The 22348-nt window shown below is 69.3% G+C and carries 19 protein-coding genes; 13 read left to right on the top strand and 6 right to left on the bottom strand.

The window, feature by feature from the left end:
- Positions 1 to 38 precede the first annotated feature (38 nt).
- Together smc and VHD82_RS31475 are read left to right on the top strand one after the other, a co-directional pair.
- Positions 39 to 3803, top strand: coding sequence for a chromosome segregation protein SMC (gene smc, locus VHD82_RS31480; RefSeq protein WP_325712260.1), 3765 nt, complete (start codon positions 39 to 41; stop codon positions 3801 to 3803).
- A gap of 709 nt (positions 3804 to 4512) precedes the next feature.
- Positions 4513 to 7002: a glycoside hydrolase family 172 protein gene (locus VHD82_RS31475; protein WP_325712258.1), complete on the top strand. Its 2490-nt coding sequence runs from the start codon at positions 4513 to 4515 to the stop codon at positions 7000 to 7002.
- 232 nt (positions 7003 to 7234) lie between these two features.
- Here the strand turns inward: VHD82_RS31475 and VHD82_RS31470 are convergent, their stop codons facing one another.
- Genes VHD82_RS31470 through VHD82_RS31460 form a run of 3 tightly spaced genes read right to left on the bottom strand, consistent with a single transcriptional unit; the run spans position 7235 to position 10548 of the window.
- Positions 7235 to 7834: a maleylpyruvate isomerase N-terminal domain-containing protein gene (locus tag VHD82_RS31470; protein ID WP_325712256.1), complete on the bottom strand. Its 600-nt coding sequence runs from the start codon at positions 7832 to 7834 to the stop codon at positions 7235 to 7237.
- Positions 7834 to 9378, bottom strand: coding sequence for a sodium:solute symporter (locus VHD82_RS31465; RefSeq protein WP_325712254.1), 1545 nt, complete (start codon positions 9376 to 9378; stop codon positions 7834 to 7836). Before VHD82_RS31465 ends, VHD82_RS31470 begins: the two co-directional genes overlap by 1 nt.
- Before the next feature lie 9 nt (positions 9379 to 9387).
- The gene (locus VHD82_RS31460) at positions 9388 to 10548 is read right to left on the bottom strand and encodes an anhydro-N-acetylmuramic acid kinase (protein WP_325712252.1); all 1161 of its coding nucleotides are present in this window, start codon (positions 10546 to 10548) and stop codon (positions 9388 to 9390) included.
- A gap of 128 nt (positions 10549 to 10676) precedes the next feature.
- Between VHD82_RS31460 and ftsY the strand changes: the two genes are divergently transcribed.
- The 7 genes from ftsY (at position 10677) to VHD82_RS31425 (ending at position 15862) form a co-directional block, all read left to right on the top strand.
- The gene (gene ftsY / locus VHD82_RS31455) at positions 10677 to 11966 is read left to right on the top strand and encodes a signal recognition particle-docking protein FtsY (RefSeq protein ID WP_325712250.1); all 1290 of its coding nucleotides are present in this window, start codon (positions 10677 to 10679) and stop codon (positions 11964 to 11966) included.
- 110 nt (positions 11967 to 12076) lie between these two features.
- Positions 12077 to 12502 carry a hypothetical protein gene (locus VHD82_RS31450; RefSeq protein ID WP_325712248.1) on the top strand — a complete coding sequence of 142 codons (426 nt, stop codon included), beginning with the start codon at positions 12077 to 12079 and terminating at the stop codon, positions 12500 to 12502.
- The gene (locus VHD82_RS31445) at positions 12502 to 13839 is read left to right on the top strand and encodes a putative T7SS-secreted protein (protein ID WP_325712246.1); all 1338 of its coding nucleotides are present in this window, start codon (positions 12502 to 12504) and stop codon (positions 13837 to 13839) included. The genes VHD82_RS31450 and VHD82_RS31445 overlap by 1 nt, the downstream gene beginning before the upstream one ends.
- 16 nt (positions 13840 to 13855) lie before the next feature.
- Positions 13856 to 14341, top strand: coding sequence for a hypothetical protein (locus VHD82_RS31440; RefSeq protein ID WP_325712244.1), 486 nt, complete (start codon positions 13856 to 13858; stop codon positions 14339 to 14341).
- Positions 14338 to 14811: a YbaB/EbfC family nucleoid-associated protein gene (locus VHD82_RS31435; protein WP_325712242.1), complete on the top strand. Its 474-nt coding sequence runs from the start codon at positions 14338 to 14340 to the stop codon at positions 14809 to 14811. Before VHD82_RS31440 ends, VHD82_RS31435 begins: the two co-directional genes overlap by 4 nt.
- Positions 14808 to 15524: a hypothetical protein gene (locus VHD82_RS31430; RefSeq protein ID WP_325712240.1), complete on the top strand. Its 717-nt coding sequence runs from the start codon at positions 14808 to 14810 to the stop codon at positions 15522 to 15524. Before VHD82_RS31435 ends, VHD82_RS31430 begins: the two co-directional genes overlap by 4 nt.
- An 11-nt stretch (positions 15525 to 15535) precedes the next feature.
- A complete protein-coding gene (locus VHD82_RS31425; RefSeq protein ID WP_325712238.1) occupies positions 15536 to 15862 on the top strand; it encodes a DUF4333 domain-containing protein in 327 nt (108 codons plus the stop codon).
- On the opposite strand, the gene VHD82_RS31420 is transcribed toward VHD82_RS31425, so the two are convergent.
- Positions 15859 to 16635: an IclR family transcriptional regulator gene (locus VHD82_RS31420; protein WP_325712236.1), complete on the bottom strand. Its 777-nt coding sequence runs from the start codon at positions 16633 to 16635 to the stop codon at positions 15859 to 15861. The two genes, VHD82_RS31425 and VHD82_RS31420, sit on opposite strands and share 4 nt — an antisense overlap.
- Positions 16636 to 16723: 88 nt before the next feature.
- Here VHD82_RS31420 and aceB point away from each other — a divergent pair, with 88 nt between their 5' ends.
- Complete coding sequence (aceB, locus tag VHD82_RS31415) at positions 16724 to 18298, top strand: malate synthase A (RefSeq protein ID WP_325712234.1); 1575 nt, start codon at positions 16724 to 16726, stop codon at positions 18296 to 18298.
- Positions 18298 to 19485, top strand: coding sequence for a DUF6986 family protein (locus tag VHD82_RS31410; protein ID WP_325712232.1), 1188 nt, complete (start codon positions 18298 to 18300; stop codon positions 19483 to 19485). The genes aceB and VHD82_RS31410 overlap by 1 nt, the downstream gene beginning before the upstream one ends.
- Here the strand turns inward: VHD82_RS31410 and VHD82_RS31405 are convergent, their stop codons facing one another.
- Entirely contained in the window at positions 19486 to 19875 is a 390-nt protein-coding gene (locus tag VHD82_RS31405; protein ID WP_325712230.1) for a hypothetical protein, read from the bottom strand.
- 57 nt (positions 19876 to 19932) lie between these two features.
- Positions 19933 to 21351 carry a PucR family transcriptional regulator gene (locus tag VHD82_RS31400; RefSeq protein WP_325712229.1) on the bottom strand — a complete coding sequence of 473 codons (1419 nt, stop codon included), beginning with the start codon at positions 21349 to 21351 and terminating at the stop codon, positions 19933 to 19935.
- A 64-nt stretch (positions 21352 to 21415) separates the two neighbouring features.
- Here VHD82_RS31400 and VHD82_RS31395 point away from each other — a divergent pair, with 64 nt between their 5' ends.
- Entirely contained in the window at positions 21416 to 21754 is a 339-nt protein-coding gene (locus tag VHD82_RS31395; protein ID WP_325712311.1) for a metalloregulator ArsR/SmtB family transcription factor, read from the top strand.
- Entirely contained in the window at positions 21754 to 22347 is a 594-nt protein-coding gene (locus VHD82_RS31390; protein WP_325712227.1) for an SRPBCC family protein, read from the top strand. The genes VHD82_RS31395 and VHD82_RS31390 overlap by 1 nt, the downstream gene beginning before the upstream one ends.
- Position 22348 lies beyond the last annotated feature (1 nt).

The raw sequence follows: 22348 nt of genomic DNA, 5'->3' as shown, positions 1-22348 counted from the left end.
CTGGGAATGATTCGCAGCACCGGAGAGGTCTCCGCCACGTGCACCTGAAAAGCTTGACGCTGAAGGGCTTCAAGTCCTTCGCCTCGGCTACCACCTTGCGGTTCGAGCCGGGGATCACCTGTGTTGTCGGCCCGAACGGGTCGGGCAAGTCGAACGTGCTCGACGCGTTGCGCTGGGTGATGGGCACGCAGGGCGCGAAGGATCTGCGCGGCGGCAAGATGGAAGACGTCATCTTCGCCGGCACCTCCGGCCGCGCCCCGCTGGGCCGCGCCGAAGTCACCCTCACGATCGACAATGTCGACGGCGCGCTGCCGATCGACTACACCGAGGTCTCGATCACCCGCCGGATGTTCCGCGACGGCGCGAGCGAGTACGAGATCAACGGCAGTTCCTGCCGCCTGCTGGACATCCAGGAACTGCTCTCGGACTCCGGCATCGGCCGCGAGATGCACGTCATCGTCGGGCAGGGGCAGCTCTCCCAGATCCTCGAATCCAAGCCCGAAGAGCGCCGCGCCTTCATCGAAGAGGCCGCGGGTGTACTGAAACACCGCAAGCGCAAGGAAAAGGCGCTGCGCAAGCTCACCTCGATGCAGGGCAACCTGGACCGCCTCGGTGACCTGACGGCGGAGCTGCGCCGTCAGCTCAAGCCGCTGGGCAAGCAGGCCGAGATCGCCCGCAAAGCGCAGTCGGTGCAGGCGGAGTTGCGTGACGCGCGGCTGCGCCTGATGGCCGACGACCTGGTCACCCAGCGCGGTGCGATCGCGCGGGAAGAGGCCGACGAGCAGAGGGCCCGCGCCCGCCGCGCGGAGGTCGAGCAGGCGCTGGAAATCGTTGGCGCGGAAGAGAACCAGCTCGACGCGCTGCTCGCCGAGGACGCGCCGAAGCTCGCCGCGGCGCAGGACACCTGGTACAAGCTCTCCGCGCTGGCCGAGCGGCTGCGCGGCACGGTCCGCCTCGCCGTGGAGCGGCAGCGCCACCTGTCCTCCGAGGTCGAGACGCACAGCAGCGGGCGGGACCCGGAGGAGATGCTGGCCGAGGCCGAGCAGGTAGCCGAGCGCGAAGAAGAGTTGAACGAGGCCGTTTCCGAAGCTCGCGCGATGCTGTCGCGGACGGTGGAGCGCCGCGAGCAACTGGAGCACGCGGTGCAGGCCGCCGAGCGGGCGCATATGGCCGCCGTGCGCGCGGTCGCCGACCGCCGGGAGGGCCTGGCCAAGCTCACCGGGCAGGTCGAAGCCCTGCGCAGCAAGAACGGCGCCACCTCCGACGAGATCGACCGGCTGTCGGCTTCCATCGACGAGGCCGCCGCGCGTGCCGAGATCGCGGTCGAGGAGCTGGAGGAGGCGAAGGCCGAAGGCGGCGTGGAGGAATCCGACGACGCCGACCTGCACGCCCGGCACGATCGCGCGGTCGAAGCGAACCGCGTCGCGAAGGCGCGCGTCGACGAGCTGGTGAAGGCCGAGCGCGGCGCGGAGCGGGACATCGCCTCGGAAAAGGCGCGGGTCGACGCGCTTTCCATGGGCCTCAAGCGCAAGGACGGCGCGGGTGCGCTGCTCGGCGCGAGCGACCAGTTGCCGGGCCTGCTCGGTTCGGTCGCCGCATTGCTCACCGTGGAGCCGGGCTTCGAGGTCGCGCTGGCCGCGGCGCTCGGCCCGGTGGCCGACGCGGTGGCGGTGCAGGGCGGTGAGGATGCCCTGGCGGCGCTGAAGTTCTTGAAGGACAACGAGTCCGGCCGTGCCGGAGTGTTGCTCGGCGGCCAGCAGTACACAGTGGACACTTCGTCGTGGCCCTCGCTGCCGGCGGGTGCGCGCTGGGCCCGTGAGGTGGTCAACGCTCCCGAAGCGCTCCGGCCCGCGGTCGAGCGCGCGCTGGAGCGAGTGGCCATTGTGGACAGTCTGGATGCCGCGCGGCGGCTGGTGGCCGTGTCCCCCGAGGTCAGCACGGTGACCACCGAAGGCGATGTCTTCGGGGCGCACTGGGCCGTCGGCGGCTCCACGCGCAGTGAAAGCGTCATCGAGGTGCAGGCCGCGGTCGACGAGGCGCAGGACAGGATGCTCGCGGCGGAACGGCTCTTGGAGCGCACGGCCGCGGAGCTGGAAGGCGCCCGCGCGGAGCAGCAGGCACGCAGCGATGAGGTCGGCCAGGCTAAGGAAGCCTTGGGAGAAGCCAAAGTTCGCAAGGCGCGCTCGTCGGAACGGCTGAACCGGCTGCAGCAGGCGGCGCGTTCCGCCGAGGCCGAGGTCAGCAGGCTGCACCAGCAGCGGGCGAAGGTCGAGGCCAGCCGGGAGGACGCGCTGACCAAGCTCGCCGAGCTGGAAGAACGGCTCGCCGCCGTTTCGGACCAGCCGGTGGACGAGGACCCGGACACCACCGAGCGCGATCAGGCCGCCGAAGATCTGGCGGTCCTCCGGCAGGAAGAGGTCGAGGCGCGCTTGGCGCTGCGCACCGCGGAAGAGCGGGCGCGCGGGATCGCGGGCCGCGCGGAGTCGTTGCGCCGTGCGGCTTACGCCGAACAGCAGGCCCGCGAACGCGCCGAAAAGGCCCGTGCCGCAAGGGCGAAGGGCGCGTCCATCGCGTCCGCCGTCGTCGATGCCGGTGAGCTGGCGCTGGAGCGCATCGAACTGTCGGTGCAGCGCGCGGCCGTCGAACGCGACGAGGTGCAGGCCGCCAGGCAAGGCCGGGAAAGCGCTCTCGCGCAGGTCCGCAGCCGGGTCCGGGAGCTGGCCGGGGAGCTGGAAAAGCTGACCGACGCCGTGCACCGGGACGAGGTGCTTCGCGCGGAGCAGCGGCTTCGGCTGGAGCAGCTGGAAACGAAGATCGGCGAGGACTTCGGCATCGGCCTTGACGATCTGGTCGCCGAGTACGGCCCTAACGTGCCGGTGCCGCCGAGCGCCGCCGAGATGGCCGAGTACGAGGAAGCCAGGGAACGCGGCGAGTCCGTGACTGCCCCGCCCGCGATCCCGTTCGAGCGGGCCACCCAGGAGCGGCGGGCCAAGCGCGCGGAGAAGGACCTTTCGCTGCTCGGCAAGGTCAACCCGCTGGCGCTGGAAGAGTTCGCCGCGCTGGAGGAACGGTACAAGTTCCTGTCCACGCAGCTGGAAGATCTCAAGGCCACCCGTAAGGATCTGCTGACCGTGATCAAGGAGGTCGACGAGAAGATCCTCGAGGTCTTCACGTCGGCCTACTACGACGTGGCGCGCGAGTTCGAGACGGTGTTCTCGGTCCTGTTCCCCGGCGGTGAGGGGCGGATGGTGCTGACCGAGCCGAACGACATGCTGGCCACCGGCGTGGATGTCGAGGCGCGGCCGCCCGGCAAGAAGGTCAAGCGGCTGTCATTGCTTTCGGGTGGCGAGAAGTCGCTCGTCGCGGTCGGCATGCTGGTTGCGATCTTCCGCGCCCGGCCTTCACCGTTCTACGTGATGGACGAGGTCGAGGCCGCGCTCGACGACACGAACATGCGCCGGCTCATCGGCCTGCTCGAGCAGCTGCGGGACTCGTCGCAGCTGATCATCATCACGCACCAGAAGCCGACCATGGAGATCGCCGACGCGCTCTACGGCGTGAGCATGCAGGGCGACGGGATTACCAAGGTGATCTCGCAGCGCCTGCGCACCGAGAAGATCGAAGAGGGCGGTTCGACGGCTCCGGTGGCGGTGGTCGAGGTGGCGGCTGAGGACGCTGCTGTCGGCGAGCCGGTGGCTGCGGATGCTGTGGAGCCGGTGGCCGAGGCTGTTGAGCCGGTCGTGGAGGATGTCGCTCCCGCCGCCGAGGCCGAAGCCCCCGAGGACTCCCAGCCGCCCGCTTAAGCGGCACCTACCCAACCAAGTTGGGTGGTCATCCCGTCGCCTGCGACCCCGAAATCACTTTGCCCCGGGCCCGCACCTCGCGCAGATCCGACGCCCGACAATGCAAGATTGCGGGTCCGGGGGAAAGTGATACTCCTGGGAGTAGGCGACGGGATGACCGTACAACGCAACCACCCACTCAACGTGAGTTGACTGCGTTCCCCTGGCCATCCTTGAGCCTGCCCCTCCGGCGAGGAGATCTTTTTCCCTTGCGTGGCAATGGTTGCGGCTTGGGACAGCAACGGCCGCGCGCAGGGCGCGCTCGGTGACCCCACCCCGCCCCGATCGCGCAGTGTTCAACGGTCGCCGCACCGTGTCAAGGCGGGAAAGGTGCCTTGACACGGCACGTCGACCGCTGAGAGCGCTGAGGATCGGGTCGGGGGAGGGGTGTGGGCGGGGTGAGGCGCGGTTGCGTTGCCGGGCGGCGGATGTGGGCGTGGTGGGGGCGCGGTCGCGTTGCCGGGCGGCGGCGTGGTGGAGGCGCTGGTTGCGTTGCCGGGTGGCGGTGGCCGGTTCGCACGTCCGGCCCAGCGAAGATCTCCTGAAGTCACCGTCCGTGAGTGGTTCGGACCACTCGGGTGGCGGCTGGACTCTCCGTTTAACGCGACCTTTACTTGTCCGGTAATCGATTACTCGGTTACCAGGCCATCGAGTCCTGGGGGTCCCCGTCGTGCCCAAGTCTTCCTTCGTCGTGCTCGCCGTCGGGCTGGTGCTCGCGCTCCTGCTCATCCCGGGACAGGCCACCGCCACCCCGCCCGTCCCGGCCAAGGGACCGGTCGGCTGGCAGACGTATCGCTCCCTCTCGGCATTGCCGCAACTGCGCCCCGGTGAGCAGGTCAAACAGTTCTCCAGCTTCGACCGCACCGGCGACAACGACGACGGCTTCGCCGGCACCTACTCCTGCCTACGCCACGAGCCGAACGGTGCGTGCGTCGTCGCGGAGGCGCACAGTCCCGGCGAGATCTCGTCGATGTGGTTCACCTACGAAGCCAACTCCGTCGCCGGGATCGGGCAGATCACCGTTGAACTGGACGGGCGGGTGGTGCTGCAGGGTTCCTTACAGGACATAGTGAACGGTGCGCAGGGGGCGCCGTTCGTGTGGCCGTTGGTGGGCAACTCGGCCGATACCATGGGCGGCTCGGTGATCAAGGTGCCGATGCCGTACACGAGCTCGATGCGGATCACGACCCAGAACAACCCGCACTTCTACCACGTCACGTACCGGCAGTTCGCCGATGCGTCGGGCGTACGGACCTTCGACCCGAGCGACAAGGCGCTCGACGTGATCCAGCGGCTGCGCGGCTACGGCATCCGCGACCCGAAGCCACCCGCCGTCGGTTCGAAGACGCAGGACACGGGCATCGCGCTGGCGCCGGGCGCGGCGCTGACGTTGCCTGCCACCAAGGGATCCCGGCAGATCGACGAGCTCGATCTGCGCCTGCCGCAAGTCGTCGCCGGACCGGACGTGTACGACGACGGGCGGGCGTTCGGGCCTGGCAGCAGTGCCTTCGACGCCGCCATCGCACCCGGTAACCAAGGTGTCCGCATCACCCGTCGTTATGACCCTGGCATCGCCGATCAACATGCGTCACTGAGCGTCGACGGGAAACAGGTGGGGGAGTGGACGAGCGGGGCGGCCCAGCCCGGATCGTGGGCGGACCAGGCGATCGAGATCCCGGCATCGGCAACCGCGGGCCGGTCGTCGTTGCGGGTGGTCAACACGTTTCTCTCCTCGTCGCTGGACTTCAACGAGTTCAGCTACGAGATCCACAGCAAGATCGGCGGGCAGTGGGTGCGCACCGATCTGGTCGACGTCGGGCCGGACCACGTCAGTGACGAGGCCGTGCACGGCTACCGAGTCATCGGCGCGACCTGGCAGGGGCTGCGCTGGTCGCGGTACCCGGTCGACGCCGCGCAGGTGGCCTCGGCCGATGCGCTGCTGAACGGACTCCGGCTGCGGATCACCTTCGACGGGCAGACCACGGTGGACGCGCCTGTCGGCGAGTTCTTCGGCTCCGGCCTGGGCAAATACGGTTCCCGGACGCTGTTCCAGTCCATCGACACCACCGAAAACGGCGCGTTCACGTCGTGGTGGCCGATGCCGTATGCCAAGAACGCGACGATCGAGCTGGTCAACACGTCGAACGTGCCCGTCACCGCGGGCAGCCTCGACGTGACCACCGCTCCGTCCACTATGGATGGTGCCGGGTACTTCCACGCCACCTGGCATCGTGGTGACACGGTGCCAGGGCAGGACTGGAACTTCCTGGCCACCCAAGGACGTGGCGTGTTCTACGGCGTCACCACCACGATGCGCGGCCGGATCCCGCCGGGCACGGACGTGCATCCGATGAGCTTCCTCGAAGGTGACGAGCGGATGTATCCGGACGGGTCGGCCAGTCCCGCGATGCATGGCACCGGCTCGGAGGATTTCTACGAGTCCGGCTGGTATTTCCAGGATGCCCGCGATGGCGCGGTAGAAGGCGTGCCGTATGCGATGCCGCAGGCCGGGCTGGTCAGCCACGAGACCGGCGCCGATGGCTGCCAGAACGTCTGCCTCAACGCCTACCGCCTGCTGATGGCCGACGCGGTGTCCTTCGGCAACGGCGTCGAATTCGACATCGAGCATGGTGACCAATCGGCCATTCCCGCGAACTACAGCTCCACCGCCTACTGGTACGGGCTGGCCACGCCGTCTCTCAGCACCAGCGACGTCGTGGACATCGCCGACGACCAAAGCCGTGCGCTGCACGGATATTCCGCCGCAGGGGAGAACAGGACGACGCTGACGTCGACGTTCGAGGGCAAGAACGACAAGGTGCCGGTGACCGGCGGCGTCACCGCGGCGACCGGGCCGATCCGGTTCACCGCGAAGGTCGACCAGACGAACCAGGGCCTGCGCCTGCACCGGGTTTCCGACCAGCGGAACGCCTTCCAGCGGGCGAACGTGTTCATCGACGACCGGCTGGTCGGCGAGTGGTATCAGCCGCTGGGCAACGCCTTCTCGCGCTGGCTGGAGGATTCCTTCGACGTCCCGGCCTGGGCCACAGCGGGGAAGGCCGCCGTGCAGGTGCGGCTGGAACCGCTCGCCGGTGCGCCGGCGTGGTCGGGCGCCCGGTACACGGTGTTCTCCCAGACGGACAAGCCCCCGGCGGACTAGACCGAGTCGATTTCCTTGTCGCGATTGATGATCACGGCATGGCCCGCCAGGTAGGCGCGGACTTCGCTGGGCGCGGTTCGCCGTTCACCGTGAGGTCTTCGGACTCGCCGACGAGTACGGCAGCGGCGGTCTCGGACGCGGGACGCCTGCCGCGGGCCTGGTGGCTCCCGCCGACCTTGCCACGAAGAGAGGCGGTTCCCCTCTCTCCGTGCCGTTTCCATCCCACGAAGAACTAGCCGATCGGCGCGCTGCCGTCCCATTCGGTCAGGGGCGCGCCGTGCCAGGTCCACTTCGTCAGGCGTGGCCGGTCGCCGAGTGGGGCGCGGCCGTTGGCCCACAACAGGGTCGGCCACGGCTCGGTGTCGGTCGGGACCCACGGGAACAGCCGGTAGACCGTCGCGGCGGCGAGCCGGGGCGGCGCGGTGAACTCGGCGCCCAGCCCGCGCGCCGCGTCGTAGGTGTGCACGAGTAGCTCGTCGCAGCCCATCGCGGCGAAGCCGGACGGGTCGGCCGGACCCCAGGGATGCCAGCCGCGCGACTCCGGCGAGCTGGCCGCGACCACCGCCGCGAGCAGCTTCGCCGTGGTGCCGAGTGTGACCACCAGCTCCATCCGAGCCGAATTCGGCCGGACGTCACCCTCCCAAGTGGACAGTTCGGTGGGGCCCGCGGCGAGGTCGAAGGCGTAGGCGTGCAAGGAGTCGCTGATGTGCGCGACCACCTCGGCGACCGTCCGCTCCTGGCCCGGCACCTTGGCGTTCCAGTCACCGCCCAGCCGCCCGGACAGGAACTCGGCACACACCCCGGCGGTGCTGAGCAGGAAGTTGGCGTCCACTAGACCGGCTCGGCCTCCTTGACGTTCGCGGCGTCGGCCTTCGGGTCCACGGTCCGGTGCCGCAGCGACAGCAGGCCGCCCACCACGAGTGTGATCACGACGCCGAGCAGCGTATACCACGGGAAAGCCAGCACGACGGGCTTCGCGCCGGGCGAGGGCGGGATCTTCACGCCGAGCACCACGTAGGCCATCACGGCGACGGTCACGACGAAGGCGATGATCGCGTCCAGCTGCCGCGCGCGTTTGATCCACAAGCCGAGCAGGAAAGCCCCGAGCATCGCGCCGTAGGTGTAGCCGGTGATGGACAGGCCCTGTTCGATCACCGGGTTGTTCTTGCTGGAGAACAGCGAGGCGAACACCGCGAACACCACGGCCCACACGAGCGTCCACACCCGGCCGTGCCGCAGCAGCTTGGAATCCTCGGGCTTGCGGCTGGTGAACCGCTGGTACAGGTCGGCGACCGTGGAGTTCGACAGCGCGTTGAGCGCCGACGCCAGCGCGCCCATCGTGGAGGCGAGGATCGCCGCGATCAGCAGGCCCGCGACGCCGACCGGCAGTTCACCGATGATGAAGTTGGTGAAGATGTCGTCGGTGCTCTTCACGCCGAGTTCCTTGAAGTTGCGGAACCCGTTGTGCGCCCACAACATCGCCCCGATCAACAGGAACAGCGCGAACTGGATGGTCACCGCGACCCCGCTGCCGATCAGCGCCTTGCGCCCGTCCTTGACGCTGCGGCAGGCCAGGAAGCGCTGCACGATCAGCTGGTCCGCGCCGTGCGAAGCCATGGTGAAGATCGCGCCACCGACAACGGCGGTGAGGAACGCGTACTGACTGGTCAGCAGGTGCAGCCCGGAAAAGTTGAAGTCGAACAGCTTGAAGACCCCGGCGTCCGAGGCGCGCGAGACCCAGCCCGAGGGAACCTTGGTGGCCAGCACGATCAGCGCGATCACCGCACCGCCGACGTAGACCGACAGCTGGATCACGTCCACCCACACCACGGCCTTGATCCCGCCGACGAGCGCGTAGATGACGGTCAGCGCGGTCAGCACCACGACGATCTGCCAGTACTGGGTGTGCAGCCCGTAGTGCGAAAGGATCAGCTGGATCGGGATCGCGCCCGCGAACAGCCGGACTCCTTCGGCCAGCAGCCGCGTGACGATGAACGCGACCGAGGACACGCCCTGCATGGTCGAGCCGAAGCGCTCACCGAGGAACGCGTAAGCGGTGGACTGCTTGCCCTTGAAATACCGGGGAAGCAGGATGAACGACACGAGCGTCCGCCCGATGATGTAGCCGAAGGGCAGCTGCAGATACGTGAACCCGTTGTAGTTGCCCGAAGCCGCCCAGATCAGGCCCGGCGTGCTGATCACGGTCAGCGTCGAGGTCTCGGTGGCGACGATCGAGAAACACACCGCCCACCACGGCAGATTGCGCTCACCGATGAAGTAGTCGGCCGCCGAGCGCTGTTTGCGGCCGACGAGCACGCCGATCGCGGGCATGGCGGCCAGATACACGACGATGATCGCCAGATCCACGGGATGCATCCGTCTCTCCTACTCTTCCGTCGGAGTGGCCGCTACCCGCAGATGGGTAACGATCGCGCTGTGTGGTGGTGGCGGGGCGAGCGGCGTGTGGCCGGGCGTGATGCTGCCCAGCAACCGTGGTCCGCGCGCGCCCGTCGCGCCCGGCACGTTGCCCGGCAGACCGTGCCAGGTCAACCAGCCGAGCAGGGCGGTGAGATAAGCCTCTTTCGCCGCCCGTGGCAGGCCCAGTTCGTCACTCGTGACCAGACGCACGCCGGACAGGTTCCGTTCCAGTGCCTGCATCAGCACCGGATTTTCGACCCCGCCGCCGGACGTCACGACCGTCGCCGCGCCGTAGCGGGCGCATTCGACGGCGATGGTGCGGGCGGTCAGCTCGGTGAGCGTGGCCAGCAGGTCTGCCGGCTCCGCGGTGAACGCGTCGAGGTAGCGGGCGTGGAAGAGCTCCTTGCCGGTGGATTTCGGTGGTGCGGCGGAGTAATACGGCTCGGCGAGCAATCGGGCGAGCAGGTCCTCGCGCACCTGGCCGCTCGCGGCGAGCCGGCCGTCGATGTCGCTTCGCTGCCCGGTCGCGCGGTATGCGGCCAGATCGAGCAGCGCGTTGCCGGGGCCGGTGTCGTAGGCGATCGTGTCCCCGCCGGGCTGCACGACGGTGATGTTGGCGATCCCGCCGATGTTGAGCGCGATCGCCGGCCGCCCGGCCGAGTCGGCGAGATCCCGCAACCACAACCGGTCCAGCGTGCTCGCCAGCGGCGCGCCGTGCCCGCCGGCCGCGACGTCACGAGTGCGCAGGTTCGACACCACCGGCAGCCCGGTCCGCTCGGCGATCCACGACGGTTCGCCGATCTGTAGCGTGCCGAGCGCGTGCCCGTGCTCGACCCAGTGGAACAACGTCTGGCCGAGCGAACAGACGAGGTCGGCGTCGAAGACTGTCGCGGCTTCGGCGAAGGCCTGACCGACGCGGGTGTCGAGCCTCGTGAGCTGCTCCGCGGTGACCGGCGCGGGCGGGAGCGCGGCGAGCAGATCCGCCCGCAGCTCCTCGGGATACGGGATCTCCCGGTGGCCCAAGGGAGTCAGTTCGATCGTGTGCCCGGCCAGGCCTAGTTCCGCCACCGCCACGTCGATCCCGTCGACCGAGGTGCCCGACAGCAGGCCGACCACACGCTCCACCATGTGCGAGTGGTCTAGTCCATTTTCCACGTGAATGCAAGGCATGTCGTGACTTCTTGTCCGAATCGAGTTTTGCCGGCGGAAGCCCGGGGTGTTCGGCCCGGTCAGACCCCGGATGCGAGGATGACGACGTGGCACAAAACCTCTGGTTCTGGATCATCCTGGTAGTCGTCGTACTGCTGGCGATCACGCTGGTCACCGGCCTGACCGTGGCGCGCCGGCGGCGGATCAGCCTGCGCGGGCACGGGCAGCCGGAGGGTACGGCCAAACCGAGAGGCGGCGGCTACCAGGCGGGCGGCGGGATCGCGCTGGCGCCTGGTGGCGAGCAGGCGCCCCCCGAACATCCGGTCGCCGACCGTACCGAGGTCGACGGCCAGCCCGGTGTCGGGGACGACGCCTCGGTGCCGCGCGACTCGCCACGTCGCGGCATCGTCGACGTCGGCCTGCCCGAGGAAAAGGCGGCGCCCGAGCCCGAGATCGAAGAGATCGAGCCGGCGTACGGGCGGATCGAGCGGCTGCGCGGCCGGCTCTCGAAGTCCCGGTCGGTGTTCGGGCAGAGCCTGCTCGGCCTGCTCGGCGCGGGTGACCTCGACGAGGACTCGTGGCAGGACATCGAGGACACGCTGCTCGTGGCCGACCTCGGCGCCGCGACGACCACGGACATCGTGGAGAAGTTGCGCGCGGAGATCGGCACCCGCGCGGTCCGCACGTCCGACGACGCGCGCGCCCTGCTGCACGAGGTGCTGACAGAGGCGCTGCAGACCACGTCGGAGCGTGCCGTGCGCGCGCTGCCGCATACCGTCGACGGCCAGAAGCAACCGGCCGTCGTGCTCGTCGCGGGTGTGAACGGCACCGGCAAGACCACCACCACCGGCAAGCTCGCGCGCGTGCTGGTCGCGCAGGGCAGCCAGGTCGTGCTCGGCGCGGCCGACACGTTCCGCGCGGCGGCGGCCGATCAGCTGCAGACCTGGGGGGAACGGGTCGGCGCGGAAGTCGTGCGGGGTAAGGAAGGCGCGGACCCGGCGGCCGTCGCTTTCGACGCGGTGAAGCGGGGCGTGGAGTCCGGCGTGGACGCGGTGCTGATCGACACCGCCGGGCGGCTGCACACCAAGACCGGCTTGATGGACGAGCTCGGCAAGGTCAAGCGCGTGGTGGAGAAGCAGGCGAAGGTCGACGAGGTGCTGCTGGTGCTGGACGCCACCACCGGGCAGAACGGCCTCGTGCAGGCGCGGGTTTTCGGTGAGGTCGTCGATGTCACCGGGATCGTGCTGACGAAACTGGACGGCACCGCCAAGGGCGGCATCGTGTTCCAGGTGCAGCGGGAGCTGGGCGTGCCGGTGAAGCTCGTCGGCCTCGGCGAGGGCCCGGACGACCTGGCGCCCTTCGAGCCCGATGCCTTCGTGGACGCACTGCTGGGCTGACCCGATCGGGTGAGCAGCGGCGAACCCTCATCCGGCTGCCTACCCTCTCGTGCACTCTGAGTCCGCACCCGGTCACGGTGTGCGGGCTCAGAGTTGTTTTGGGGGAGGTAATGAGTACCGGGTTCGGCGCGGTGCCGGAGGAATCGCGCCAGATTGCGAACGCGATCACCGATGCCGTCGGCGCTGCCGGAGGTCTGTCGTGGGACGGGCCGGGCGGTGACTACGGCCATGCCGGGGTGCGGCAGGGCTGGTCGGGATTCCTCGCGGATATGCGGGACAGGGTCTCGAAACTCCAGACCACGGCGGACACGCAGGCCGAAAACCTGAAGCAGGCCGCGAACTCCTACGTCGAGGCCGACGACAGTGGCGGCAGTTCGCTGTCGGGAATCGGTGACGCGGTCGGCGAGACGGGCATGGTCGGCGGCGGCTGGACCGGCGGGCGCACCGGGTTCATGAGCCCGAAGCGTTCGGCCGAGCTGTTCCCGCGGCGAGACATCGGAAGCGCCCTCGACCCCGACGACGGGCGGGACTACTGATGGCCGAACTCGGGGAGACGACCGACCCCAGAGAACTGATCCCCGGCGAGCCGGAGCAGATCACGAACGATCTCCGCGAGGTCATCGGAAATATCGAAAAGCTCGCCACGATCGGCAAAACCCTGCGTGGCACCGACCCGTCCACCTGGACCGGCGAAGCCGCCGACACTTTCCGCTCGGCCTTCGCGCAGGAACCGCCGAAGTGGTTCGACGTCGCGGACCTGCTCTCCCAAGGCGGCCAAGCACTGGCCGACTACGCCGACGTCCTCGTCTGGGCCCAGTCCGAGGCCCAGCGCGCGATCGAGCTGTACACCGCAGCCCAGGCCGTCTCGCGGGCGGCGCTCGGGCAGTACTACGCCCGGATGTCGCAGGCCTCCGACGCCGAGCGCCTTTTCACGCCCTTCCGGGACCCGGGCGAGGGAATGGCGCGGGTGGCGCAGGAGGTCCTGGACAACGCCCGGAGCCGCCTCGCCGCCACGGGTGACTCGGTGGCCGAGGCGTTCGGCGTGAAGTCCGACGGCTACGGCGGCTTCAAGAAGGAAGAGCGGGAGTACGGCGACAAAGGCGGCTGGCAGCGGGTCCGCGGCGGCCGGAGCTATCGCGGTCACTGGGGCCCCACCGACGAGTCCGACGGGATGCTGCACGACAAGATCGGTGAGACCCTCCAAGCGCTCGGATTCGACATCGACGAGCGGACATCGGAGTCCGCTGCCGGTGTGGACGTGCTGCACGGCGGTATCGGTGGCGGGTTCGGATCCGGTCCGTGGTCGGGCTCGGGCGAGCTCGAAGGCTCGCTGTTCGGAGCGGGTGCGTCCGCAGGTGCCACCGTCAGCTCGATGGCGATCAGCGGTGAGGCGAACGCGGAAGCCTACCTGGCCACGGGAAGCGCCGAAGGCGACGTCAAGCTCGGCGACCATGCCGGTGTTTCGGGTTCGGGCAATGCGATCGTCGGCGCCGAGGCCGGTGTCCACGGCAACGTCGGCCTGACCGGGGCGCAAGGCGGTGTGGAAGCCTTCGTCGGCGGGAAGGCCGAAGTGGAGGGTGGCGCCGAGGTCGCGGGCGTCAACGCCGGTGTGCACGCGTCCGTCCAGGCCGGCCTCGGTGCCGAAGCGAGCGGTCAGGTCGGCATGGGTGACGACGGCAAGTTCCATCTCAGTGCTTCGGTCGGTGTGACGCTCGGCATCGGTGGCTCGGTCGGTTTCGACGTCGCGATCGACCCGCAGGAGGTCGTCGACACTGTCAAGGACGTCGTCGACGACGTCGGCGACTTCGCGTCCGACGCCGCGCACGGGATCGAAAACGCGGCCGACGCGGTCGCCGACTTCCTCGGCTTCTGACGGAAAAGGAGACAACGTGGCAACCACCATCCCGGTGCCGATCCAGTTCTCGCTGCCGGAGGGCTGGCGGTCGGTGGACCCGGATCAGGTCAACGCCGGGCAGGCCGCCTTCGTCGCGGTGCGCCCGCCCGGCTCGAAGGGCTTCACGCCGAACATCACGATCACCGGTGAGTTGCAGGACGCGAACGTGCCGCTGACCCGGCTGGCCGACGACGCGGTGGAACGGCTCCGCCGGGGTGCTCCGGACGCGCAGCTGGGCAAGCGCAAGGAGACCGACGGCGGCCGCGGCCTGACCCAGGCCGTGCGGATGACGCTCCGGCTGAACGACGAGCCCGAGCAGCTGGTGCAGCTCCAGGTCTTCCTCGGGATGCGGGACACGGGGAACCCGGAGCGGTATGCCGTCCTGGAGATCGTGCTGAGCTCATTGGCCGAGCAATATCCCGACGTGATCGAGGAGTTCCAGCGGTTCCTGTCGACGATCCAGCCGGAAGGGACGGAATGAGCGAGTACGCGAGCAGGCTCCTGCGCCGGATCGAGGCGATCGACAGCGCCGCGGCCGACAACCGGCGCAGCAGCGAGGCCTACCGGAAATTGTCCGGTGACCTCAAAAAGGTGGTCGGGCGGGCGATGTCGCCGGACCGGGCCGTGACAGTGGTCGCCGGTCCCGGCGGTGAGATCAAGGAGATCACCTTCGCCGACCAGACCCGCGCGATCGACCCGTCCGCGCTGGGCGGTGTGGTCGCGCAGACTGTCGCCGCGGCCCAAGCCGATGCGGCGCGGCGCCAGGCGGAGGTCGTTCGCGACGGGCTCGGGGACACGGGGCTGCTCGACCAGGTCCTGGATTCCGACCGGCGTCTGTTCGGTGATCAGCGTCCTGTCGCACACCCGTCGGCCGCACGACAGGCGCAACCCGTGTACGAGGACGACTTCTTCCACGACTTCAACGTGTTCGACGACGGGCCCGGCCGGTGAGTGTCGGGGTGGTCGTCGCGCTCGCGGTCGGCGGCACGGTTCTGCTGGGAGCCGGGCTCACCTGGATGGTGCTGCACTTCAACCGGCAGTTCCACGCGGAAGAAGCGGGCGTCCTCGGTCGCCTGCGGGAAGCGTCGCCGCGGCAGGGATGGATGTTCGCGGAGCGGGACGACTCGGTGGCGGAGCTGTACACCTGGCAGCAGCAGGAGTGCTGGCAACGCAACCCGTTCCGTTCCTTGCTGCGGCCGCCGAGGGCCAGCAGGGCGAAGAACGTGATCACCGGGTTTCGTCGGGGACGGCCGTTCGTCGCCGCGCAGCTGGACGTCCACTACGACGGTGAGTTCCAGAGGGTGCAGTGGATCGCCGTGACCACGCCGGCCGCACGCCCCACGTTGAGCGTGACCCGGTCCGGGCCGATCGCGAGCATGGTCAACAACGCGCTGTGGGGAGAAGTCCGCGTCGGCTACCCGGAGTTCGACGCGCGGTTCGACGTCATGTCACCGGATCCGCGGTTCGCCATGGCCGCGCTGAGCCCGGCCCTGGCGGAATTCCTGCTGCGGGATCCGCGGATCCTCCGTGGCTTCACCTTGCTCGCCGATCGGATCGATGTCTTCGACGCCACCACGGACCATCGCGAACCGGGACAGCTGGTCGCCGCCCTCGATCTGCGCTGCGAAATCCTCGACCGCATCCCCGCCGCGGCGTGGGCCTAGAGAGGGAACCCTTGTACCGCAAGCTTTTCGCCGCGTCAGCGCTGGCCGTGCTGACGCTCACCGGCTGCAGCGTGCACGCCGAGGTCTTCACGTCGGCCGACATGATCGCCAAGACCGAGTACGAGCGAGGGATCTCCGACGCCCTGGCATCGGCCGTTGGTGCGCGGCCCGCGTCGGTCGAGTGCCCTGGGGCGGTCAAGGCAGCGGTCGGTCAGACGACCCGGTGCGTGCTCACCGCATCGGACGGCAGCCGGTACGGGCTCACGTCGGTGATCACCAAGGTCGAGGGCAAGAAGTGGAACGCCCACATCGAGGTCGACCGGCAGCCGATCAGCTAAGCGCTCAAATCCTCACTCGCCAGATGCGCGGACAGCGTCGCAGCGATGCGCTGGACAGCCGGGGCGATCCGCGACACGGCCTCCTTCGTCAGCCGTCCCTCCGGGCCCGAAACCGAAACCGCCGCCGGGGCTGGTGTGCCGGTCAGCGGCACGGCGACACAGCGCACGCCCAGTTCCTGCTCGCTCTCGTCGACGGCATAGCCCTGCGCGGCGACCGTCGTCAGGTGCCGGATCAGTTCGTCCGGGTCGGTGACCGTGTGTTCGGTGTACGACGGCATCCCGGTCCGGGCCACGAGCGCGCGCACGTCGTCGGCGGGAAGTTGCGACAGGATCGCCTTGCCGACACCGGTTCCGTGCGGCAACACGCGCCGCCCGACTTCGGTGAACATGCGCATCGAGTGCTTCGACGGGACCTGCGCGACGTAGACCACCTCGTCCCGTTCCAGCACCGCGAGGTTCGCCGTCTCGCCGACCTCGTCGACCAGCTCCGCCAGCAGCGGCCGCGCCCACGTGCCGAACTGCATACTCGCGTTCTCGCCCAGCCGGATCAGCCGCGCGCCCAGCGCGTACCTGCGGTTGGTGTTCTGCCGCACGTACCCCAGCGCCACCAGGGTGCGGATCAGCCGATGGATCGTCGGCATCGGCAGCCCGGAGGACGCCGCCAGCTCGGACAGGCTCGCCTCGCCACCCGTGTCGGCCAGCCGTTCGAGCAGCTCGAATGCCCGCCGCAGCGACTGCACGCTCCCGTCGCGGGCCGCTTTCTCCTCAGCCACCGCGTCTCCTCACGTTGAGCTTCCGCTATGCAGAAACTATAGTCCGTCATGTAGAAACCATAGGTCTGTCTTTTTGGAGTGTTGCCGCATGTCTGAAGCCCAGGTGCTCGGCGGGTCGGTCGAGCGAGGCGACGAGATCCTGACCAGCGAGGCGCTGGAGTTCCTGGCGGGACTGCACGACAACTTCGCCGCCCGCCGTGACGAGCTGCTCGCCGCCCGTGGTGAACGCCGCGAGGAGGCCAAGCGCACCGGCAAGCTGGACTTCCTGCCGGAAACCAAGGAGATCCGCGAGTCGGAGTGGCAGGTCGCGGTGGCGCCCCCCGCGCTGCGCGACCGCCGGGTCGAGATCACCGGTCCGACCGACCGCAAGATGACCATCAACGCGCTGAACTCGGGCGCGAAGGTGTGGCTGGCCGACTTCGAGGACGCCAACACCCCGCACTGGCGCAACGTGGTCGGCGGCCAGGTCAACCTGCGCGACGCGATCCGGGGCGACATCACGCTCGACAGTAACGGCAAGCACTACGAGCTGAAGAAGGACGCCGAGCTGGCGACGATCGTGGTCCGCCCGCGAGGCTGGCACCTTGACGAGCGCAACCTCACCTTCGGCGGGCGCAAGGCCGTCGGCGCGCTGGTCGACTTCGGGCTGTACTTCTTCCACAACGTGCGCGCCCTGCTGGCGAACGACGCCGGCCCGTACTTCTACCTGCCCAAGATGGAAAGCCACCTCGAAGCCCGGCTGTGGAACGACGTGTTCACCCATGCAGAGAAGGAGCTGGGCATCGAGCACGGCACCATCCGCGCCACGGTGCTGATCGAGACCATCCCGGCCGCGTTCGAGATGGAGGAGATCCTCTACGAACTGCGCGAGCACGCCTCGGGCCTCAACGCCGGCCGCTGGGACTACCTGTTCAGCATCATCAAGTACTTCCGTGACGCGGGTGAGAAGTTCGTGCTGCCCGACCGCAACAGCGTCACGATGACAGCGCCGTTCATGCGTGCGTACACCGAGTTGCTGGTGCGCACGTGCCACAAGCGCGGGGCGTTCGCGATCGGCGGCATGGCGGCGTTCATCCCGAGCAAGGACCCCGAGGTCAACGAGAACGCCTCGAAGAAGGTGCACGCCGACAAGGCGCGCGAGGCCGCCGACGGCTTCGACGGTTCCTGGGTGGCGCACCCGGGCATGGTGGATCTGTGCCGGGAGGAGTTCGACAAGGTGCTCGGCGACAAGCCGAACCAGCTCGACCGTAAGCGCGAGGACGTGCACGTGACGGCGGAGCAACTGCTCGACGTCGCCGCCACCGAGGGCTCGGCCACCGCGGCCGGTCTGCGCGCCGCGGTCGACGTCGGCGTGCGGTACATCGCGTCCTGGCTCGGCGGCAACGGCGCGGCGGGCATCCACAACCTGATGGAGGACGCCGCCACCGCGGAGATCTCACGTTCGCAGGTGTGGCAGTGGGTGCAGAACGGCATCACACTCGACAACGGCGAGAAGGTCACCCGCGAGAAGGTGCAGTCGGTGCTCGACGAGGTGCGCAAGGAGCTCGACGGGGAGGTTCCCGGCGAGCTGCTCGCCCCGGCCGTGGAGCTGTTCGAGGAGGTCGCGCTCGCCGAGCAGTACCCCGACTTCCTGACGCTGTCGGCCTACGAGCGCATCAGCTGATGGCAGGCAGGCTCTCCCCGGAAACCTACGCCGCCGCCGACGCCCGTCTGTCCGAAGTGGACGCAGAGGTGGCGGCGCGGTATCCGGGGGAGCCGGCCGGACGTCAGCCGGTGCACACCGTCTATGTGCCGGCGCACGCTTATCACGCGGGGCTGCTCGCCGACTGGGGCGAGCGGGCCCGCGTGATCTTCGCCGAACGCGGTGAGGAGCTGGGGCTGGACCCCGGTATCGCGGACCGCGTGCGACAGAAGCTCGCCGTCGAGCCGATCGAGGACCTCCGCATCGATTTCGAGGACGGCTACGGCAATCCCGGCGACGACGTGGAGGACGCGGCCGCGCTGGAGTGCGGCCGGACGCTGGCCATCGGACAAACCCCGCCGTTCGTGGGGATCCGGTTCAAGAGCTTCGAGGCCAAGACGCGCCGGCGCGGAATCCGCACGCTGGACCTGTTCCTGCAGGGCCTCGACGGCCGGCTGCCGCCGGGTTTCGTGGTGACGCTGCCGAAGGTGACCGCGGTCGAGCAGGTGTCGGTGGCCGCGGATGTGCTGGCAGCGCTGGAAAAAGCCTACGACCTGCCCGAACGTGCGCTGCGGTTCGAGGTGCAGATCGAGACGGCACAGTCCATTGTGGACATCTCCGGCGCGGTCGCGGTGCCACGAATCATTTCCGCCGCCGACGGCCGGTGCAGCGGGCTGCACTACGGCACGTACGACTACAGCGCGGGACTCGGGATCGCCGCGGAATATCAGAGCATGGAGCATCCCGCGGCCGATTTCGCGAAGGCGTTCATGCAGGTCAGCGCAGCCGGGACGGGCGTGCGGCTCTCGGATGGCTCGACGAACAAGCTGCCTGTCGGCGACGCGGTGCTCGACGCCTGGCGTGAACACCTGCGGCTCGTGCGGCGTTCGCTGGAGCGCGGTTTCTACCAGGGCTGGGACCTGCATCCCCATCAATTGCCGACGCGCTTCGCCGCCACATACGGCTTCTTCCGCGACGGCCTCGCGTCGGCAGCAGCGCGCCTGCACGACTACGCGACAGCTGCGGACAGCGGTGTGCTCGACGAGCCCGCGACAGCGCAGGCGCTCGCGAGTTTCCTTTGCCGTGGCTTGGATTGTGGCGCTCTCGACGAGTCGGAGATGCCGTTGCCCCGGCCCCGCCTCGACGCCTACGCCCGCCGCACGGCCTGATCAGACGCTGGTGCAAGCCTGCCGCGCGGCCGAGATGGCGGCGTCGTACTGCGGGCCGGAAGCCTGGAAAGTCCTCGCCACGATGTCGAGCGGCGCACGCAGCGCGTCGGCCAGGGGCTTGTACTGCGGATCGGCCTCGGCAGCGGCGGAGGCCAGCGACGAGGCGCCGCCCCAGCGCAGGTAGGCCGCGTACTGCGAGGTCGGATCGATGCTCTCGGTGCGCGCGACCGCATCACAAGCCGCCGTGACATCCGTGTTGTCCGGGGACGAGCCGCTCAGCGCCCAGCCGAGGCCGACCGCGCCGCCGCCCACGATCAGTCCGGCGACCAGCGCGACCACCACCAGCGGCCGGCGGCGGCGGACGGGAGCGGGTGCGACGGGGTAAGTCATGTGCGGGCCTTTCGTGCGACGGCGACTGCTCGGACGCGGCGTGACCGGCATCGGTTCCTATGCCTGTAATGCGAGGTATACGTCCACTTGAGTAGTGAAGTCCGTCAGGTCAAGTCCCAGCAGCTCCGAGGCCCGCGTTATCCGGTATCGCAAGGTGTTCACGTGGATGTGCAGCGCTTTCGCCGACGCCGTCGGGGAACTCGAACACTCCAGGAACACCCGCACGGTGCGGACCAGATCCGTGCCCTGTGCGGCGTCGTAGGCCAGCAGCGGGCCGAGCACCCTGTCCCGCACCGAACGCCGCAGTTCGTCGGGCGTGCCGGCGACCAGCAGCCGGTGCACCGCGATGTCTTCACCTGCCACCACGCCGATCCGGTCGCCGCGCCGCGCGGCCACTTCCACCGCGTAGCGCGCTTCTTCCGCCGCGCCTAGCAATCCGGCCGCTGTCGCCGGGCCGCCGACGCCGACCAGGAGCGACACGTCGAGGAACTGGTCCACTGTGGACAATGCGGTGCGTGCGGCCGACGTCCAGTCCGGCGGCCAGGAGTCGTCCGCATCGACCAGGGCGTATACGTCCTCATCCACGACGGCCAGCGATGCCGCCGTGTCCGCGAGTAGTTCGTCGAGCAGTTCCGCCGCCAGCTCCGGCCCGCCGCCCGGCGATTGCGCCAGCACGACGCGGACTGGCTGCGACAGGGGCGCCGAGTCGCCGCGCGCGAGCGCCCGGATCAGCGGTTCCGCCGCCCGGTCGGCCATCCGGCGCACCTGCTCCGCCCGCGCCCTGGCCAGACTCACGAGCCCGGCCAGCTCGTCGGCGAGGTCATCCGTTTCGGTGGACTTCACGGCGAGCAGCCACGGCACCGCGAACCGGCCACCGGTGGGCAGCAACGTGTATCCCTCGCGCACCGTGCGGTCGCGTTCAGGGTGGAACCATTCGACGGGCGGTGGGTCGGGCGCCGTCCCGCCGACCACCCTGCCGGTGCCCGACAGGACCCAGCACGGCGCGCCGAGTTCGTCGGCGCCGTGCTGCAACAGCACCGGAAGCGGCGCGTCCGCGATGCCCAGCAAGCGTTTGCGGGCCTCGCTCGGTTCCCGTCCACGATCCGCCGCCAGCGCCAGCACCACGCGCTCGGTGATGAGCGCGAACGACAGGTCCACCGGCACTTCGAGCAGCGGGATCCGGTGCTGGGCACAGGCCTGGACCACGTCATCGGGGATCCCGCCGGTGTCCGCGCCCGACGCTGCGAGCGCGGACACTCCCGACTTGGCGAGGGCGCGCACGAACGCGTCCCCGTCACCGGGGCGCCGCCACCAGAGCAGCCCCGTGAGCACCACTTCGTCCGCCGAGACATACCGGCTCGGGTCGGGCAGTTCGGTGACGTAGATGCGGCTGACCTCGCGCCCGAGCAGCGCCGAACCGGTGCGGAGCCGCAGCCGCAGTTCGGGGATCTCGAGCAGGGTCCTCACCAGTGTCATGACCGGCCGAGTCTAGTGTATTCAGCCTTGACTTATATAAGTCACTGCTGAGACGATGACGAACGTGCACGCGTTCGACGTACTCGGGGACCCGGTCCGCCGCCGGATCCTGGAGCTGCTCGCCGACGGTGAGCGGTCTTCGGGTGCGGTGACTACCGTCATCTCCCACGAGTTCGGGATCTCCCAGCCCGCCGTTTCCCAGCATCTGCGGGTGCTGCGGGACAACGGGTTCGCGAAAGTGCGAGCCGAGGGCGCGCGGCGGTTGTACGCCGTGGACAGCGCGCCGCTGCGGGAGGTCGATGCCTGGCTGGACCACTTCCGCGGGTTCTGGGAACAGCGCCTCGACGCGCTGGGCACGGAACTCGCCAGGGGCAAACGTGCCCGCGGTGACAAGGAGAACTGATGGACATCGCACAGGAGATCAACGCCGTCTCGCGCGAGGTGCGCGGCCAGACGGTGCTGGTCAGCCGCGGTTACGTGGCCGAGGTCGAGGACGTGTGGGAGGCCTGCACCGACCCGGAGCGGCTCGCCCGCTGGTTCATGCCGGTGACCGGCGACCTCCGGCCCGGTGGGCACTATCAGATCGAGGGCAACGCGGGCGGCACGATCCTGCGCTGCGACCCGCCGCGGGTGCTGCGGGTGAGCTGGGTGTTCGGTGAAATGCCGCCGAGCGAGGTGGAGGTGCGGCTGACCCCGGTGGAGGGCGGCACGAGGTTCGAGCTGGAGCATTCGAACCTGGCCGAAGACGAGCACTGGGAGCAGTTCGGGCCGGGCGCGGTGGGCGTCGGCTGGGATCTGACCATCTACGGCCTCGGCGTGCAGCTGGCCGGGCTGCGGAACGACCCTGGGTGGGGCACTTCGCCGGAGGCCGCGGACTACATGCGCACCAGCGCCGCCGCCTGGGGCGCGGCGCACGAAAAGTCCGGCGAGACGCACGAACGGGCGGTCGCGGCCGCCGAACGCACCGCCTCGTTCTACGCGCCGGGCGGGGGATAGT

This window comes from Amycolatopsis sp. (genome assembly GCF_035546795.1).
In the GTDB taxonomy this organism is placed as follows: domain Bacteria; phylum Actinomycetota; class Actinomycetes; order Mycobacteriales; family Pseudonocardiaceae; genus Amycolatopsis_E.
The sequence above is the reverse complement of the archived record's forward strand: the minus strand, read 5'-3'. Positions and strand labels throughout refer to the sequence as shown.

Coding starts and splice junctions, on each gene's coding strand:
- VHD82_RS31465 (WP_325712254.1), bottom strand. CDS start 9,378: ATGCATCCCGTGGATCTGGCGATCATCGTCGTGTATCTGGCCGCCATG.
- VHD82_RS31460 (WP_325712252.1), bottom strand. CDS start 10,548: ATGGTGGAGCGTGTGGTCGGCCTGCTGTCGGGCACCTCGGTCGACGGG.
- VHD82_RS31450 (WP_325712248.1), top strand. CDS start 12,077: ATGAGTACCGGGTTCGGCGCGGTGCCGGAGGAATCGCGCCAGATTGCG.
- VHD82_RS31445 (WP_325712246.1), top strand. CDS start 12,502: ATGGCCGAACTCGGGGAGACGACCGACCCCAGAGAACTGATCCCCGGC.
- VHD82_RS31435 (WP_325712242.1), top strand. CDS start 14,338: ATGAGCGAGTACGCGAGCAGGCTCCTGCGCCGGATCGAGGCGATCGAC.
- aceB (WP_325712234.1), top strand. CDS start 16,724: ATGTCTGAAGCCCAGGTGCTCGGCGGGTCGGTCGAGCGAGGCGACGAG.
- VHD82_RS31410 (WP_325712232.1), top strand. CDS start 18,298: ATGGCAGGCAGGCTCTCCCCGGAAACCTACGCCGCCGCCGACGCCCGT.
- VHD82_RS31405 (WP_325712230.1), bottom strand. CDS start 19,875: ATGACTTACCCCGTCGCACCCGCTCCCGTCCGCCGCCGCCGGCCGCTG.
- VHD82_RS31400 (WP_325712229.1), bottom strand. CDS start 21,351: ATGACACTGGTGAGGACCCTGCTCGAGATCCCCGAACTGCGGCTGCGG.
- VHD82_RS31390 (WP_325712227.1), top strand. CDS start 21,754: ATGGACATCGCACAGGAGATCAACGCCGTCTCGCGCGAGGTGCGCGGC.